We start from the raw sequence: 14516 nt of genomic DNA, 5'->3' as shown, positions 1-14516 counted from the left end.
CGTCCGGTGCGCCATGCGCCTCCGGAGAAGATGAACCGAGATTAGAGAGACCTTGCGGACCGCGCTTGAGCAGGTCCTGAGCATTTCCTGAGGATTTCTTGGCCGATGCACAGAGCTGCAGTATCCTGAGGCATGATCCTCGCATTTGGAGATATCGAACTCGATACGGCTGCCGGAGAGTTGCGCCGCAATGGCGTGGCCATTTCCGTGGCACCCCAGATCCTGACGCTGGTCCATTTGCTGGCGAGCAATCCGGATCGGTTGGTTACCAAGGACGAACTGGTCGAACGGGTCTGGGACGCTCGTTTCATCTCCGACAGCGCGATCTCGACAGCGGTCAAGGAAGCCCGCAAGGCGGTGGGGGATGACGGCGCGCGGCAATCTATCATCCGAACAGTACATGGCCGCGGGTTCCGTTGCGTTGCCGAAGTTCGGGTTCGCAAAGACATTCCGGGCGAACACGACCTTGCCGCCGGTGATCCCGGCGGCTTCCAGGGACGTCCGTCGATAGCCGTACTGCCGTTCGTCAGCCTTGGGGCCGAAACGGAATACGCCCCGCTAGCCGATGCCTTGCCGGCCGAAATCATCTCAGCCATTTCCCGCCTGAGGTGGATTGCGGTCATCGCCCGAGGGTCCTCGTTCCGCTTCCGTGCCCAGACCCCGGATCCGTCAGCCATACGTTCGGCGCTAGGAGTGCGATACGTGCTCGCTGGTCTGATCGAGGTTGCGGCAAAAACCCTGTTCGTGAATGTCGAACTGTCCGAGACCGCATCAGACCGAGTGATCTGGAGCGAACGGTTCTCGGCGCCGATCGATGGCATTCACGAAATCCGGTCCCGGATCGTGGCGGAAATCGTGACGGCGCTGGAAATCCGGATACCCATGGCCGAAGCGAGCGCCGCCGAGATCCGGCCGCCAAGCAACCTCAATGCGTGGGCGGAGTTCCATCTTGGCCTTCGCCACCTCTACCGGTTCAACCGGATCGACAACGCCGCGGCGGAAGCCCGGTTCCGGAAGGCTGTCGAAAAAGAGCCGGGATTGGCCCGGGCCCATGCGGGCCTGTCGTTTACGGCCTTTCAGAGCGCTTTCATGCATTATGGCCAGGACGACGATGCCAGAAACCTCGCCCGGTCTGCCGCCGACAAAAGCCTGGAACTCGATTTTCTTGATCCGTTCGCGAACTATTGCATGGGCCGGGTGCAGTGGCTCAACGGCGATCTCGAACAAGCCATCGCCTGGATGAGTCGTAGCCTGGAAGTGTCGCCGAATTTCGCGCAGGGAAGCTACGCGAAAGCCCTGATGATGATGATGAATGGCGAAGGCGCCGCTGCGCGCGCCTTGAACAGCAACGCCATGGCATTGAGCCCGCTGGACCCCCTTCACTATGCCATGTTGGCCAACCAGGGAAACACGCATCTTTGCGAGGGAAATTTCGCGGAAGGTGCGAAATGGATCGATCGCGCGGCCAAGGCTCCGGGAACGCACTACCTGATCGCCATGCTGGCCGGCGCGGCGCATCATCTGGCGGGGAATGACGAAAAGGCCCGAATGTGGACAGACAGAGTTCGGCAACGCCGCCCCGACATTACGACCGAGGAGTATTTCAGGTCGTTTCCTTATGCCGAAGGCCTTCACAAAAGCCGGATGTGGAAGGCGTTCAGGGGTTTGGGGTTCTGAGTGAATTAACCGGTTCGAACTGGTGTGGTGGTGATTTCCGGACTTTGCGCTCGACCAAGCGTCCATTGAAACGGCTATCCCACGGTCCCGGCATCAAGCTTTGCAAAACCGCTGCTGTTCCCGTCCGTCCAGTCGAGCCAGTAGCTTGCCTTGGCGCGAAATCGCATTTGCCGGGAGAAAGATTTCTCTGGGCCGGACATTCGCAACAGAAACGGTCTTGCCGTTGGCTCAACGAACCGCACCTATCGTTCGCGCGAGCGGTTCGTCTCAGTCGCCGGAGGGTGCCCGCGCGCCCAGACCCCGAAGGGCAAATTCGAGCAAGGGATCGAGAGTGGGCTGAATGTCTTCTCCGGCACTCAACCGGCCCTCGACGATGACGGGATGGCAGGCCGAGATAAGGGCTGCCTGGAAACAATGCGATGCGGCCTCCGGATCGGCTACGCTGAACTCTCCGGCGTCGATCCCGTCGGAAATGATCTTGGCGATCATCTGGCGGATGCTTTCCTGGTGTTCCTGCACGACGCTCCAGTTGTTCTCGACCGCGGCATGGACCATTGCGTGGGTCCGCTTGTCAGCGATGCAGCGGTTCACGATCTCGTGGTGATTGGCAAGGACCAGTCGACGTAACCGCTCGCGGGCACCCAACAAAGGATCATCCGCGGCTTCGCGCATTTTCTCGCGAACGTCGGCTGCAAGCTTGCGCGCCACGTCCTCACAGATCGCTGCCTTGGAAGAGAAAAAGCGATAGACATTGGCCGGCGACATGTCGAGTTCGGCGGCGATGTCGGCAACGGTGGTCTTCTGGTAGCCAAATTGCCGGACCAGTTGCTCAGCCTTCTCCACGATTCGGTCGTGCATTGTGTCGGTGTCCGCCGATCTGGCGCTGCCAGTACGCATCCCCGACCTGCCTGAGGCGGGTGGGCCCGACGTCTCGATCTCATGCTCGGTCATGTTTCTTCCTTCGTTTCTACAAACATAGTGCGATGTCACCGCGACGTCTACCGTTTAACGTGTTACAATTGTTACATGACGTTTTTTGACATTCATCATCTTTTGGCTCACACTCTTTGAAAGTCATTAAGGAGCCCCCCATGCGACCCGGAGTATTGATCGCCTCGACCATTGCAGGACTCGGCCTGGCCGCCGGGTCCGCAGTTCTTCTTCCAGAGCACCTCTCACGGACCGGTGCCCGTGCAGCGGTGCCGCAACAGGAGGCAATTCAGCCCGTTGCCAGAACGGTGTTCGTCACCGCAGTCCAGATGTCCCGCGGCAGCTCGGTCCGGAGCTTTCCCGCCACGATTGCAGCGGAGACGGAATCGCAGCTCGCCTTTCGCGTCGCCGGCAAGGTGGGAGCGAAAATGGTTAGCGTTGGCGACAGGATCGCCGCCGGAGACGTGATCGCCAAATTGGACGACACCGATTTCCAATTGCAGCTCGAGTCCGCCGAGGCAGAGCTGTCGGCGGCCCGGATCGCGCTCGCGACGGAAACGGAGAACCTGACTCGGATCGAGTCCCTGAAATCCGGCGGCTGGGCGACCGACAGAGCCACGGATCTCGGCACGGCGGCGACCGAAGAAGCCCGTTCGCGCCTGCTGAGAGCAGAACGCAACGTGCAACTGGCAAGGAACCAGATCGGATACGCCACCCTTCGCGCCGCCGAAGATGGCGTGGTCACTCATGAGTTCGTCGAAGTCGGGCAAGTCGTCGCTGCTGGGCAGCCCATCGTGGAAGCTGCGAATGACGGCGAGCGCGAGGCTGTGATTGCCATTCCGGAAGCGCTGCTCTCCGACTCTCGCGATGCCGACGCAACGGTTGAACTATGGTCCAGCCCGGAAAAACGCCTCACCGCGGTTCTGACCGAACTGTCGCCGGTCGCGGACCCGGTCACCAGGACGTTTCAGGCCCGCTATCGCCTTGAAGACCCCACGGGCTCAGCGGCGTTGGGAATGAGCGCCACGGTGTGGTTGAGCAGAGACGGACAGGCTCGCCGTGCCGAATTGCCTTTAGCGGCACTGCATTACCGGGACAGCGGAGCGAGTGTCTGGGTTGTCGGCCCAAACGAACGGATTGAATCGCGCGACGTCACGATCGCCGGTTTTGGCGCCGACACCGTGCGGATCAGCGACGGTCTGAGCGAGAACGAGAAGGTCGTCGTGCTTGGCGCACACAAGCTTACGGACGGCGAGCCGGTTCGGCCCGTCCTCACGGGAGAAAGATCATGAAGGACTTCAACCTTTCCCGCTTCGCCGTCGGGCACCCTGCCCTCGTGTTGTTCCTGATCATCATGCTGGCACTGGCTGGCACGCTGTCCTACCTGCGCCTCGGGCGCGCGGAGGACCCCGATTTCACCATCAAGGTGGCGATCGTGTCGGCCCAATGGCCCGGCGCGACCGCCGCAGAAATGCGCGACCAGGTTGCCGATCCAATCGAAAAGAAGCTCCAGGAACTGCAGAATCTCGACAGGGTCGAGACCTACACCACCTCCGGATTCATGGCGGCGAATGTCGTGTTTCGAGACGATACGCGGCCTGCGGACGTGCCGGACCTGTTCTACGAGGTTCGCAAGAAGCTCGCCGACCTCGGCCCAAGCCTGCCGCATGGCGTAATTGGGCCGCAAGTCAACGATGAGTATGGCGACGTCTATTCCGTGGTCTACATGCTGACCGCCGACGGGTTGGATATCGGCCAGCTCAAGGATGCCGGCGAAGATATCCGTCAGCGCTTGCTGCGCGTGCAGGACGTCCGCAAGGTGGAACTGATCGGCACCCAGCCCGAACGCATCTTCGTAGAATTCAGCCACGTGAAGCTTGCGACGCTGGGCATCGAACCGCGCGCCATTTTCGACAGCCTCGCACGGCAGAACGCGCTGACGCCCGCGGGCCAGTTTGAAACCGATGCCAGCGCGATTCCGGTGCGCATGACCGGCGCGCTCAATGGCGTCGCGGCGATCGAGGCGGTGCCCGTCGCCGCGGGCGAGCGGGTTTTCCGGCTGGGCGATATTGCCACCGTTCGGCGCGGGTTCATCGATCCGCCGCGCAGCTTGCTGCGCCAGAACGGATTGCCGGCCATCGGGATCGGCGTGTCGATGGTGGAGAACGGCAACATTATCGCGCTTGGCGAGGCACTCGATGCGGAAATGGCCGAAATCCGCGAAGGTCTGCCGGTCGGGCTGAATGTCGAGCAGATCGCCGATCAACCAGAGGTTGTCGAGCATTCCATCGCCGAATTCGTGAAGGCGTTTGCCGAGGCGTTGGGTATCGTGCTGCTGGTTTCCTTCCTCTCGCTCGGACTGCGGACCGGCTTGATCGTGGCGCTGTCGGTGCCGTTGGTGTTGGCGATCGTGTTCCTGGTGATGGCTGTGATGGGAATTGACCTGAACCGGATTACGCTTGGCGCGCTGATCATCGCCCTCGGTCTTCTGGTCGACGATGCGATCATCGCCATCGAGATGATGATGGTGAAGATGGAACAGGGCTGGAGCCGCGCGGAAGCGGCTGCCGCCGCCTGGGACATTACCGCCTTCCCGATGCTGACCGGCACGCTCGTCACGGCAGCGGGCTTCATCCCGGTTGCCTTCGCGCGCTCTGCCGTTGCCGAATATTCCGGCGGCATCTTCTGGGTGGTGGCGATTTCACTGATCGTTTCCTGGTTCGTCGCGGTGATCTTCACGCCGTATCTCGGGATGAAGTTCTTGCCGAACGTGGCCAGGAGCCATGGCAACGGGACGCCCTACCAGGGCCGGGTCTATTGCGCCCTCCGCGCAGCGATCGACGCGAGTGTCCGGCACCGGATCAAGGTGGTGGCCGCAACTGCCGGGCTGTTCGTTGCCGCCATCCTTGGCTTCACAAACGTTCAGCAGCAGTTCTTTCCGCTCTCCGAGCGACCGGAATTGTTCCTGCAAATGCGCCTGCCGGAAGGGTCCTCGATCACGGCCACCACGAACATGGTCGAGGAGGCGGAAGAGCTACTGGCCGAGGATCCCGATGTCATCCACGCGACGAGCTATATCGGCCGGGGAAGCGTTCGCTTCTGGATCGCGCTGAATCCCGAGCTTCCGAACCCGGCATTTGCCGAAACGGTGATCCTGTCGAAGGACACCGAAGCGCGCGAACGGATCAAGACACGCCTTGAGGCCGCGATCGCCGATGGTGCCCTGTCCGGCGCGCGCGTTCGCGTGTCCCGCTTCAACTTCGGCCCGCCGGTCGGGCATCCTGTCCAGTTCCGCGTGATCGGCGACGACGCAACCGAGGTGCGCCGGATTGCGACGCAGGTGCGTGACGTGATGCAGACGAACCCGGATGTGCGGGACGCACACCTCCAGTGGAACGAGATGACGCCTGCGATCCGTCTGGTCATCGACCAGGACCGCGCACGCGCCCTGGGGTTGGCACCGCAAGACGTGGCCGAAAGCCTGCAGACGCTCGTCAACGGCCTGGACGTAACCCAGATGCGCGATGGCAATGACATCGTGACGGTCGTTGCCCGCGCCGTGGCAAGCGAACGTCTGGATGCCAGCGGTCTCGGCAACCTGACGGTTGTGAGCCGCAACGGTGTGCCGGTTCCGCTCTCGCAGGTCGCCCGAATCGAACCCTCGTTCGAAGAGCCGATCCTGTGGCGTCGCAACCGGGATCTTGTGATTTCCGTTCGCGCCGACATCGTTGACGGTGTTCAAGCCCCGCAGGTCTCAAGCCAGATCCTGCCGCTGCTCGAGCCGATCAAGGAGGCCCTTCCGGCCGGCTACCGCATCGAGACAGGGGGCACGATCGAGGAGAGCGAGAAAGGCAACGGGTCGATCTTTGCAATGTTCCCGATCATGCTGACGGCAACGCTGACGATCCTGATGATACAACTGCAAAGCTTCTCGCGGTTGGCGATCGTCCTGATCACGGCGCCTTTGGGACTCATCGGGGCATCTCTGGCTCTGAACCTCTTCAGTGCGCCCTTCGGCTTCGTGGCCCTTCTCGGCCAGATCGCGTTGGCGGGGATGATCATGCGCAACTCGGTGATCCTGGTCGACCAGATCGAGGCTGAGGTTCGGAGCGGTCGTGACCGGCGCAGCGCGATTGTCGAGGCGACAGTTCACCGTGCGCGGCCGGTGGTGCTGACAGCGCTGGCCGCAATCCTCGCGATGATCCCTTTGTCTCGTTCCGTCTTCTGGGGGCCGATGGCCATGGTCATCATGGGCGGTCTTCTGGTGGCGACCCTGCTGACCCTGTTCTTCCTGCCGGCCCTTTACGCTCTGTGGTACCGCGTACCGCGGAAGCAAACGGAACCAATGAAACAGGACACGGTCATCGAACTTGCCATCGCGGCAGAATAGAGGGAAAAGCATTGGAGCAACTACGGACATTCTTTGATCCGCGTTGCTCCAAGCCCTACCCAAAAAACGTGAAGGGCCGCATTTGCGGAAGCTGCGTTGCAGCAATCGGTTCCCGAGCCAATGTCGGGATCAGGCCGATCACTCGGTCGCCTGAGCCTCGTGGCGGGTCAAGGTGCGGCTCGCGACCGTGTGATCCGCAAGGCTCAGACCGCCGTGATCGAGCGCATCCGCGCCGACCCGGTCAGGGCGCGCAGCACAATCCGCACGACCAGTCATGTCGGCGAAGGTCTCGCCTGCGAGGTCACCCAGGGACCGTTCAGCGCGACGCTCGACCTCGGTAAGGGGACTGGTAGCGACGCTGCCGGATCCTCCCCGGGGTTCTTTGCCCGTGCGGCCATCGCCGGATGTGTCGCGATCGCAGTGAAGATGCTCGCGGCTAGGAATGGCGTGCGGTTCGACAACATCGACGTTGCCATCGAGACCGATTTCGACGATGCGGCGCTTTTCGGCATCGACGATGGCAACGCAGCCTCGGTTCGGACACGGGTGTCATAGACATCGACACTGATGCATCCGGCGATCTCGTGGAGAGCATCGTGGACCGCGCCCTGGCCATGGACCCCTGGTTCCTCGCCTTGCGCAACGCACAGGACGTATTGGCAAAGGTCTCTGTCGCGAAGAAACCATCCCCTTGAGAGCTGACACTCGAACACGGATTCAGTTTCGCTGAGCGAGTCTCAGCGCTATGCGTTACTGGCGTGTCGGCGAAAAAAGCATGGTGACATAGCTTCTAAGATGCAGGATCTGCTGTGCGAGGATCCTCGGATCATCATATGCCCGCGAAAGGATCAGGCCGCCCTCGACGACGCAGTTCACCATGTCTCCGAGTTCGTCATAGTCCACCGGTGTTTTCGGCGGATAGATCTCACCAATCTCCCGGAAATACCCCGCAAACCGTTGGCGCCAGGAGTGGAAAGAGGATCGAATGACATCGCGAACCTGGGCATCGAAGAGTTGGTCCTGGTAGCAGGTCGTCGCGACGAGACATCCGGGATGGGCAGAAGGCAAATCGCCCATCATCTCCGACAGCAACTTGAGACCGATGAGCATGGCGTGCAGCGGATCTTCGTGAAGCTCGCGGGACCGGTCGAAGAGCTCGTCGAACAATGCGTCTTCGCTTTCCACGTAGCGATCCAGCAAGGCCCGCGCCAAGGCGTTCTTGTCCTTGAAGTGATAGAAGAAACCGCTGCGCGTGACCTCGGCGGCCGCAACAATCTCGTCGATGGAGGTCGCGGCGAAACCCTTCGCGAGAACAGCGTCCTGCGCGACATCCATGATCCTTTGGCGAGTTTCTCCGGGCTTGGCCATGTTGCACCACAATCTAGAACTGCACCAAAGGTACAGTTTTTTGCATGGATGGTCACAGTGTTGTCTAAGGATGTATGGTAAACATCTGAAATAGCTTTGCAATCCAGATCCGCATTCGCAGCACCACGCTGTTTCTACCCCGAAAGCTGCCCATCCTGCAGAGTCTTCCCATCAAGAATGGAGGACGACAACATGCAAACGCTGACGAAACGGATCGATGATCTTTTCTCTGCCGAGGCGCCCTATTTGACCGATGGCGGCCTGGAGACGACCCTGATCTTTCACTACGGGCTGGATCTGCCCTGTTTCGCGGCCTTTCCGCTGCTGGATAGTGCGGAGGGTCGCGGACATCTCGAAACCTACTACGGCACCTACGCCGAAATTGCCCGCCGAGCCGAGACGGGGTTCGTACTGGATGTGCCCAGTTGGCGGGCGAGCCCGGACTGGGGAGCGGAACTGGGATATGGCGCCGACGATCTGGAACGGGTCAACCGGGAGGGGGCCGAATTCGCGCAATCGCTTCGCCGGAAATGGGAGACGGAGACCACCCCCATACTGGTGAACGGCGTGGTTGGCCCGCGCGGCGACGGCTACGTGCTGGACGTCGCCATGACCCGCGGCGAGGCGGAGACCTTTCATGCACCGCAGATCGCGGCACTGGTGTCCGGCGGGGTCGAGATGGTGACGGCCGTGACCATGACCTATGTCGACGAAGCCATCGGCGTCGCCCTTGCGGCCATCGCGCTTAGCGTTCCTGTTGTGATCTCTTTCACAGTGGAAACGGACGGGCGTCTTCCGTCTGGACAACCTTTGAGGGACGCGATCGCGGAAGTCGACGCGGCCACGGAAAGCGGCGTGCTCTACTTCATGATCAACTGCGCCCATCCGGATCACTTCAAAGGCGATGTCGCAGGCGATGGTGCATGGCGTTACCGGCTGGGCGGATTGCGGTCGAACGCCTCCCGGCTCAGCCACGAGGAGCTGGACAATGCCGAGGATCTCGACGCCGGAGATCCAGTGGAGTTCGGGCAGCTCAACCGGGCGCTGATGGCGGACCTGCCGAACATCCGGGTGCTGGGCGGCTGCTGCGGAACGGATGACAGGCATATTCACTGCATTGCCCATGGTGGTCATCGCAAGCACGACCACGCGGCCTGAAAGGAGAGACTCATGACATATGGTTCACGCGTCATTTCCTGTTCTCTTCCGGCGCAACCGGACCTCGCCGCGGAGGCAACGATCATGCATGATGCACTTTCGGCGCTTCATCTGTGTGGTGACATGGGAGCGGTCGACGCCGCCGGCGCCGAATGCGTGCGGCGGGATGGCATGTGCCTCAGCATCGCTGCGAAGCTTCCCGACACGGCAGTCGTGCTCAACCACGGATTTGTCGATGGCAGCGAGGACTCGTTCATGCTAGCCGCAGGGATCTATCGGCGTTCGGGCGTTCGGCGCTTTTTCCTAAGCACAGTCATCGCGCCAGAGGCGGTTGTTCTCGACCGTGCCGGGTTGGTCACAGCACGAGGATGGCGCAAATTCCGCCGCCCGGCAAAGGAGCCCCTACCGACCCTATCGAAGAACACCATCGTGCAAGAAGTTGAACCCGGCGCGGCGCAAGACTTCGCCCGGATTGTCTCGGACGCATTCGATCTTGGCCTATCCTCACGTCCTTGGCTGGCAACTCTGCCCGAGGCGCCGGGATGGCACGCATTTCAGGCATGGGAGGATGGTGAGGTTGCCGGCACCGGTGCGCTCTATATCCAGGATGGATATGCGTGGACCAATTTCGGCGCGACACGACCGGAGAGCCGGGGACGCGGCATTCAAGAAGCCATGCATGCGCACAGGATCCGTTTTGCGCGATCGCTGGGCTGTCACACCGTCCTCACCTGTACCGGAGAGGCGGTAGAGGGCGACGCCCAGATCTCCTATCGCAATATCCTGGCCGCAGGCTTTGCCGAGGCCGATCTGGTCCTGAACTTCGCACCGGCCTGACCCCGGTGCGCCTTTGCCGGATCACGCAGGCAGGCAGAACCGCTCAGGCTGCCTTCCGTTCCGCGGCAGCCGGGAACAGCAGTTCTAGGTATTCGCGGAACTGCTCGGACTCCCTGCTCGGTCTGGGCACTGAGGCCGGTGCGTCAAATCCATTTTCGGCGAAACTGAACGCCGCGCTCTGGACCGCGCTGGGCGCCGCCGAGGGCGGGACCGGCGATCTCTACTACACCATGAACAAGGAGGCGGCGGCGGACAACCTCGGGCCAACCCTGCAAACTGGCTACGTGACGAATGCTCTGCTAGGCCTGATTGGGTCCGATGACTTCCGGCTCGCGGTCTCGGACGATGGCAGTGCCTTCTTCGATGCGTTCATCGTGGACCGGCTGACCGGTATCATCGAGCAGCCGCGCCTTCCCCGTTTCAAGGGCTACACGAACTACGACAACTATGTCGGCGTCGATTCCTGGACGAAGATCGCGATCAACACTACCGACTACAATGACCAGAGCGCCTTCGACGCGGCCAACAACTACTTCGTCGCGCCTGTGGACGGCACGTACCTGTTTGGTGCAACGCTGCTCTTCAAGACGAACGGCAGCACATCCTCCCGGATGCGCGGGCGGCTGGTGCTCAACGGCACGACCGAGATCAGGGGGCTCCTTCGGCGAGATCTCCGGCGCGCATGTCTCCGAGGCCACCGCGCTCTGGCTGCAGACCATGGTGGCGCTCAGCGCAGGCGATACAGTCGAGCTGCAGGGGTACTTCCGGGCAGCGAACGGGTATTTCGCGGCAAATCACACGTCTTTCTGGAGCACGAAGATCGGGTGCGGTTAAGACGTATCCTTGGTTCTCGCGCCTCACGTCAGTGCAAGACCCGATTTTGATACCTGCGAAGCAACAGCGGTCATTTGCTGCAGCAGCCATCAGCGTCTCAGTTGCGGATGAAGCGGCCGTACGCTGGACTTCGGCACACAGTGGCGGGTTGGATATTCACTCAGCGGACAAAACGGAACTTGACGGGTCAGGCATGCGCGGTAGCGGCCGATGATGCCAAGCCGGAAGCGGGTGGCATGAGTACGCGTGATCAGAAGAAACAGCGAGACTTGCCTGAATTGCCGAACCATGAAATCGTCTGGTTATGGATGCCCATGCTCCAGTTCTTGCACCCGCGGTCCGGGAGTATCGCGGATCGACCACCGACCCGTTGCGTTGGGCGACGTGGGCTCCGAGAAAGGGTGACATCCTTGTGTGCACGCCGCCTAAATGTGGTACGACCTGGACACAAACTATGCTCGCTATGCTTGTGAACGGCAGTTCGCATCTGCAGGAAAAGATACCGGTATTATCTCCCTGGGTTGACGCGGACCTTGGGGTTCCCGCCGATGAGGTTGCCACGAGCCTGGCCAGACAAAAGGGGCGGCGGGTGGTAAAGACCCATACGCCGGCAGACGGGTTTCCGATCTGGGAAGGCGTAACAGTAATTGCTGTCTATCGACACCCGCTGGACATCTTCTTTTCCCTACGCAAACACGAAGCCAACAAAAAAGTGGTCACGCCGGATCATCCGATGAGTTTACCTGTCCCGGAATCCATCCTGCGGTTTATCGACGAACCAGTGGACCCGGAAGATTTTGACAAAGACACCTTGGCGTCTGTAACCCTCCACTATTCCAAGACTGTCCTTTCCGGACGCTATCCAAACCTCAACGTCTCTCACTATTCAGACATGTTGCGCGACGGTCACCGCACCGTACGACATCTGGCCAGGGCAGCTGGCATTGAAGCCGATGCAGAACTGATTGATCAGGTCGCAGAGGCCACCGCCTTTAGCGCCATGAAAGCCAGAGCAGTCGACTATGCCCCCGTGGGAGGTACCGGTTATTGGAAATCCGACGCCGGGTTTTTCGATTCCGGCAGTTCTGGCAAGTGGGAAGGCAAGCTCTCGCCAGCCGAGATCGACCTTTTCAACACCCGCTTAGCTGAACTTGTGCCTAACGAAAGGGCACGAACCTGGTTGTTAGCGGGCGACGGCTAGTCGGAAACAGCCGAAATGCCCACACCGAGCTTTGCCCGGTCGATGACCAGGTCGAGTGGATGCAGTCGTTCTTCACCGGTAGCAGCAATCATATGCCGGATGATACGTCGGCTCTCGGATCGACGTCGGCTCTTGCTGCAAATTGCACGAACGCCGGCTGCAATCAGACGCTGCCATTCATCGAAAGGCCCCCGAGCAGGCGCTCAGCGGGACAGAGTTGCCGCTCACTGGGGAGCAGCGGCGGTTATCCAGCTGTGCGACCACAAAGCGGGACAAACTACACACATCTTGGAAAGGCTGCCGTTCCTGGCCGAAGCCGCTCATTTATCCCGCTCTGCTTTGTTCGTGACCATCGAGTGCACCGGATAGACCGTCGGGCTGTTGATGGCGCCGCCGTCGGAGAGCGCATGGCCTTTGTAGACAGGGAAGCCCGCGGGAAAGACGGTGCCCTTCGGCGCCTCTTCGGCAAAAGTGTAGACCGTATTCTCGAGATTGCGTGCGAACCAGTTCGGATTGTCGAACGAGCCGCAGAAGACGCCGACCGCTTTGGAGAAGTTCTCCCAAGTCATGAACATGGTGCTGTGACAGGCCGGGCATGAGTTCAGCCACATCTTCTTGCCGCTGCCCTCGGAAACATTTTCATAGACGTCCGGCGTTCCCGAGAGCAGTTTGACGTTTTCCCTGAGGAACGGTGCCATTGTGTTTCCGGCCGCGGCCGTCATCCGCTGGCAGAACCGGCAGCTGCAGATGTAGAGCCGCAGCGGCTCGCTCGTGACGGCGAATCTGATGTCTCCGCACAAACATCCCCCTTCGTGTCGCGCATCCATCTGTTCCTCCAATGGCGCTCTGACTCGTCGTCTTAAGCGCCTCAAACCTGGTTGTATTCACGGACAACGCAGCGCCTCGCGCAGCCTGAGACGGGCGCCGGCGCAGGACAGCCTTTCGTACCCGACCCACTTCAAATCATGATGCCGGCCCCCGGTGCTCAGAACCTCGACGGGTAGACGTGCATCATGTTTTGGAAGTCCAGTTCGCTCTGGAAAGAGCAAGGATGTAACTCCATCATTTCAAGCAGGAAATCGCGGCGGTCTCGGCTTTCATCCTCGTTGTTCGATTTGTTCGCCGGCGTCCAGAGGACGCGTGCAATCAGGGACAGCAGATTTGCCATCGGCGAAAATCTCGGAGTGCTGGTGAAGGTTATCAGGCTCATGGGGCCACCTTTTCGCAATCTACCTGTCAGTGCGACCGTAGGGGGCGATCGGAAACGATGGTATCCTTCCAGATTTTGTGCTGCTCTAAAAAAATGAAGAGCGCGCCCGACAACTGGTCGAATATCAGAGCCTTCCTTGCTGTCGTCCGAACCGGCTCGACACTGGCGGCATCGCGGGAACTTGGCGTCACACAGCCAACAGTCGCCCGCAGGATCGACGAGTTTGAGCATGAGCTCGGACTGACCCTGTTCGATCGCGACACGCGGGGGTTTCACCCGACGCCCCAGGCCAGGAAACTGTTAGAAAACGCGGAGAATGTCGAGGTGGCGGTGCGTTCGTTCGGCACCTTGGCGGCCAAGTTGTCCGACGATGCATCGCAGGTAATCCGGTTTTCCGCACCGGTTGCGGCAATCTCCGACAGGATATACGACGTCATCGCCGAATTCCGCGCTGCTCACCCAGAGACACCGGTCGAAGTGACGCCGACCAATCGATTTGTGGATCTGATGGGCGGCGACGGTGACATCACCCTGCGCATCACGCCGCAGATCAGGGACGACAAACTCATCTGGAGTGCCCCGTCTGAACTGGTCCACCGTTATGTTTAGGGAACGGAGGACTGAGAATGGCGAACAAGCGGCACAAGCCGGAAGAGATAGTTCAGAAGTTACGGCAGGTTGATGTGCTTGTCGGGCAAGGAATTGCGCGTGTGGATGCGATCCGCGAGGTGCGCATAACGGAGCAGACCTACTATCGCTGGCGCAAGCAGTACGGCGGGATGGGAACCGACCAACTGAAGGAGCTCAAGCGGCTTCAGAAAGAGAACGAACGGCTTCGAAAAGCCGTGTCAGACCTGACGCTGGACAAGCTCATCCTGAAGGAAGCTGCACGGGGAAACTTCTGAGCCCCG

General features: G+C 60.7%; 13 protein-coding genes and 1 pseudogene. 10 read left to right on the top strand and 4 right to left on the bottom strand.

Features of this window, described 5'->3' with window-relative positions; all coding sequences use genetic code 11:
• Positions 1–132 precede the first annotated feature (132 nt).
• Positions 133–1677 (top strand): winged helix-turn-helix domain-containing tetratricopeptide repeat protein, encoded by a 1545-nt coding sequence (locus BLR85_RS21735; protein WP_093162300.1) that lies wholly within the window; start codon positions 133–135, stop codon positions 1675–1677.
• 267 nt (positions 1678–1944) lie between these two features.
• Here BLR85_RS21735 and BLR85_RS21730 read toward each other — a convergent pair whose 3' ends face one another.
• Positions 1945–2535: a TetR/AcrR family transcriptional regulator gene (locus BLR85_RS21730; RefSeq protein WP_170844692.1), complete on the bottom strand. Its 591-nt coding sequence runs from the start codon at positions 2533–2535 to the stop codon at positions 1945–1947.
• Between the two features lie 248 nt (positions 2536–2783).
• On the opposite strand from BLR85_RS21730, the gene BLR85_RS21725 reads away from it, so the two are divergent.
• From BLR85_RS21725 to BLR85_RS21715, 3 genes are all read left to right on the top strand, one after another.
• Positions 2784–3899, top strand: coding sequence for an efflux RND transporter periplasmic adaptor subunit (locus tag BLR85_RS21725; protein WP_170844691.1), 1116 nt, complete (start codon positions 2784–2786; stop codon positions 3897–3899).
• Positions 3896–6997 (top strand): efflux RND transporter permease subunit, encoded by a 3102-nt coding sequence (locus BLR85_RS21720; RefSeq protein ID WP_093162291.1) that lies wholly within the window; start codon positions 3896–3898, stop codon positions 6995–6997. Before BLR85_RS21725 ends, BLR85_RS21720 begins: the two co-directional genes overlap by 4 nt.
• A gap of 120 nt (positions 6998–7117) precedes the next feature.
• The gene (locus BLR85_RS21715) at positions 7118–7552 is read left to right on the top strand and encodes an OsmC family protein (protein ID WP_093162288.1); all 435 of its coding nucleotides are present in this window, start codon (positions 7118–7120) and stop codon (positions 7550–7552) included.
• A gap of 195 nt (positions 7553–7747) precedes the next feature.
• On the opposite strand, the gene BLR85_RS21710 is transcribed toward BLR85_RS21715, so the two are convergent.
• Positions 7748–8365: a TetR/AcrR family transcriptional regulator gene (locus BLR85_RS21710; RefSeq protein ID WP_093162285.1), complete on the bottom strand. Its 618-nt coding sequence runs from the start codon at positions 8363–8365 to the stop codon at positions 7748–7750.
• A gap of 192 nt (positions 8366–8557) precedes the next feature.
• Here BLR85_RS21710 and BLR85_RS21705 point away from each other — a divergent pair, with 192 nt between their 5' ends.
• From BLR85_RS21705 to BLR85_RS21690, 4 genes are all read left to right on the top strand, one after another.
• A complete protein-coding gene (locus BLR85_RS21705) occupies positions 8558–9523 on the top strand; it encodes a homocysteine S-methyltransferase family protein (protein WP_093162343.1) in 966 nt (321 codons plus the stop codon).
• A gap of 12 nt (positions 9524–9535) precedes the next feature.
• Entirely contained in the window at positions 9536–10360 is an 825-nt protein-coding gene (locus BLR85_RS21700; RefSeq protein WP_093162282.1) for a GNAT family N-acetyltransferase, read from the top strand.
• Positions 10361–10365: 5 nt separating this feature from the next.
• Positions 10366–11244, top strand: a complete 879-nt coding sequence (locus BLR85_RS29620) for a hypothetical protein (protein WP_244520826.1) — start codon at positions 10366–10368, stop codon at positions 11242–11244.
• A gap of 254 nt (positions 11245–11498) precedes the next feature.
• Positions 11499–12395, top strand: a complete 897-nt coding sequence (locus BLR85_RS21690) for a sulfotransferase domain-containing protein (RefSeq protein WP_093162279.1) — start codon at positions 11499–11501, stop codon at positions 12393–12395.
• Between the two features lie 320 nt (positions 12396–12715).
• On the opposite strand, the gene BLR85_RS21685 is transcribed toward BLR85_RS21690, so the two are convergent.
• Together BLR85_RS21685 and BLR85_RS21680 are read right to left on the bottom strand one after the other, a co-directional pair.
• The gene (locus tag BLR85_RS21685) at positions 12716–13222 is read right to left on the bottom strand and encodes a GFA family protein (protein ID WP_093162275.1); all 507 of its coding nucleotides are present in this window, start codon (positions 13220–13222) and stop codon (positions 12716–12718) included.
• 158 nt (positions 13223–13380) lie between these two features.
• A complete protein-coding gene (locus tag BLR85_RS21680) occupies positions 13381–13605 on the bottom strand; it encodes a hypothetical protein (protein WP_093162272.1) in 225 nt (74 codons plus the stop codon).
• A 57-nt stretch (positions 13606–13662) separates the two neighbouring features.
• On the opposite strand from BLR85_RS21680, the gene BLR85_RS21675 reads away from it, so the two are divergent.
• Together BLR85_RS21675 and BLR85_RS21670 are read left to right on the top strand one after the other, a co-directional pair.
• Complete coding sequence (locus tag BLR85_RS21675; RefSeq protein ID WP_093162268.1) at positions 13663–14214, top strand: LysR family transcriptional regulator; 552 nt, start codon at positions 13663–13665, stop codon at positions 14212–14214.
• 17 nt (positions 14215–14231) lie between these two features.
• Positions 14232–14501: pseudogene (locus tag BLR85_RS21670) on the top strand (transposase); the annotation flags it as partial.
• Positions 14502–14516 lie beyond the last annotated feature (15 nt).

The organism is Aliiruegeria lutimaris (genome assembly GCF_900099935.1).
GTDB lineage: Bacteria > Pseudomonadota > Alphaproteobacteria > Rhodobacterales > Rhodobacteraceae > Tropicimonas > Tropicimonas lutimaris.
This window is presented reverse-complemented; position numbering and strand designations above follow the sequence as displayed.

What these genes read in the sequence shown, in the direction of transcription:
- BLR85_RS21685 (WP_093162275.1), bottom strand. Translation starts at nt 13,222, where the DNA reads ATGGATGCGCGACACGAAGGGGGATGTTTGTGCGGAGACATCAGATTC.
- BLR85_RS21720 (WP_093162291.1), top strand. Translation starts at nt 3,896, where the DNA reads ATGAAGGACTTCAACCTTTCCCGCTTCGCCGTCGGGCACCCTGCCCTC.
- BLR85_RS21715 (WP_093162288.1), top strand. Translation starts at nt 7,118, where the DNA reads ATGTCGGGATCAGGCCGATCACTCGGTCGCCTGAGCCTCGTGGCGGGT.
- BLR85_RS21675 (WP_093162268.1), top strand. Translation starts at nt 13,663, where the DNA reads ATGGTATCCTTCCAGATTTTGTGCTGCTCTAAAAAAATGAAGAGCGCG.
- BLR85_RS21705 (WP_093162343.1), top strand. Translation starts at nt 8,558, where the DNA reads ATGCAAACGCTGACGAAACGGATCGATGATCTTTTCTCTGCCGAGGCG.
- BLR85_RS21735 (WP_093162300.1), top strand. Translation starts at nt 133, where the DNA reads ATGATCCTCGCATTTGGAGATATCGAACTCGATACGGCTGCCGGAGAG.
- BLR85_RS21680 (WP_093162272.1), bottom strand. Translation starts at nt 13,605, where the DNA reads ATGAGCCTGATAACCTTCACCAGCACTCCGAGATTTTCGCCGATGGCA.
- BLR85_RS21710 (WP_093162285.1), bottom strand. Translation starts at nt 8,365, where the DNA reads ATGGCCAAGCCCGGAGAAACTCGCCAAAGGATCATGGATGTCGCGCAG.
- BLR85_RS21730 (WP_170844692.1), bottom strand. Translation starts at nt 2,535, where the DNA reads ATGCACGACCGAATCGTGGAGAAGGCTGAGCAACTGGTCCGGCAATTT.
- BLR85_RS21690 (WP_093162279.1), top strand. Translation starts at nt 11,499, where the DNA reads ATGGATGCCCATGCTCCAGTTCTTGCACCCGCGGTCCGGGAGTATCGC.
- BLR85_RS21700 (WP_093162282.1), top strand. Translation starts at nt 9,536, where the DNA reads ATGACATATGGTTCACGCGTCATTTCCTGTTCTCTTCCGGCGCAACCG.